We start from the raw sequence: 1,317 nt of genomic DNA, 5'->3' as shown, positions 1-1,317 counted from the left end.
CCGCAGGAATACCTGGACGAAGCTGAGGTGCGATACCTGGCCGACGCCTATCACTCGCTGTCCATCGAAGGCTACCAAGTCACTCCGGAGATGATCGACCGTGTGCGCAAGGGCACCTGGGGCTCGGGCGATACGGAACGCGATCGCCAAGAACGTAACGCGATGGCTGCCAAAGGCTACTTCGAAGCGCACAAGGCTGTGCGCGCGAGCCTGCTGCGGGTGCTGGAAGGCCAGAACCCGGGAGCACGCCTACGAGGTGACCTTCAAGACTGGTACTTGGCACTCTGGTCCCCATCCGTCCAGGTCGGGCTGGTAAAGCCTTCAGAACTCGCGGGTTGGCGCGGCTCGCAGGTGTTCATCAAGAACGCCAGACACACGCCGCTTCCACCTGAGGCTGTTCGCGATGCGATGCCGCTGCTATTCGACCTGCTCGAAGCCGAAACCGAGCCCTGCGTGCGAGCAGTGCTCGGGCACTTCGTCTTCGTGTTCATCCATCCTTACATGGACGGCAATGGACGGCTGGCTCGGTTCATCATGAACCTCATGCTGGCCACCGGCGGATGGCCGTGGACAGTCGTCACTTTGGATATCCGCGACGAATACATGCGAGCGCTTGATGCCGCGTCGTCGGACCAGGACATCAAGCCATTTACCAGGCTGCTGAGCAGCTCGGTGCAAGCCCAGTTGATCGAAGGGCCGAAGCGGCCTGCCTCCAGCTAGCCTATCTTCGACCATAGCTCCGCCTGCTTACTGCATGCTGTGTCGCGCTCCAGGCTATTCAGGCTCAGCGGCACCAGCCAAAGTGTCAGCAGCATGATGTGGCTAGCGCTGGATCAAACACGCCAGCCGACCTGTCGCTGTCGGCCACCCCGCAGTAGACACCGGGGTCTGGGTATGTCCGCTTTTCTGTCACCAACTCGCTTGCCACTGCAGCCTCCCGCATTTGCAAGTGTCAACGCTTCTTCTTCAACGCTGACTCCCAATCCGAATAGTGGTGCTCCATGCCGTTCGATGCAGCTGTTAGAGCCGCTTCCGGCATGCCAACAAGTTGGATTGCGACATTCGCCCTTTCAGTTTTGATGCGACCAAGCACCAGATCTTCGGCCGCAGAGGCTAGCTTGATGAGGTCCTCCGCGTGCTTCGGGCCGCAGAGCACTGCTGACCGGTGATAGGAGCTCCTAACCAGCCTGACGGCTTCACCGTTTTGGAATTCGACGTGCGCTTCTATCCGCCCCTCATCTAACGGCGCAACGCAGTGGGACACGTATTTGTCCCGAAGTTCCTTGTACGTTTCGTGCAACTCGGCAAGCCCAAATG

At 59.7% G+C, this 1,317-nt stretch carries 2 protein-coding genes; one reads left to right on the top strand and one right to left on the bottom strand.

Going from position 1 to position 1,317, the window contains the following annotated elements; translation table 11 throughout:
• Window positions 1–720 (top strand): Fic family protein (locus tag ACXJKR_RS32700; protein WP_457326407.1); only part of this gene is annotated, 720 nt, incomplete at its 5' end.
• A gap of 232 nt (window positions 721–952) precedes the next feature.
• Here the strand turns inward: ACXJKR_RS32700 and ACXJKR_RS32695 are convergent.
• A partial coding sequence (locus ACXJKR_RS32695) for a hypothetical protein (RefSeq protein WP_457326406.1) occupies window positions 953–1,317 on the bottom strand: 365 nt, incomplete at its 5' end.

The organism is Roseateles sp. P5_E11 (assembly GCF_054049355.1).
The sequence above is the reverse complement of the archived record's forward strand: the minus strand, read 5'-3'. Positions and strand labels throughout refer to the sequence as shown.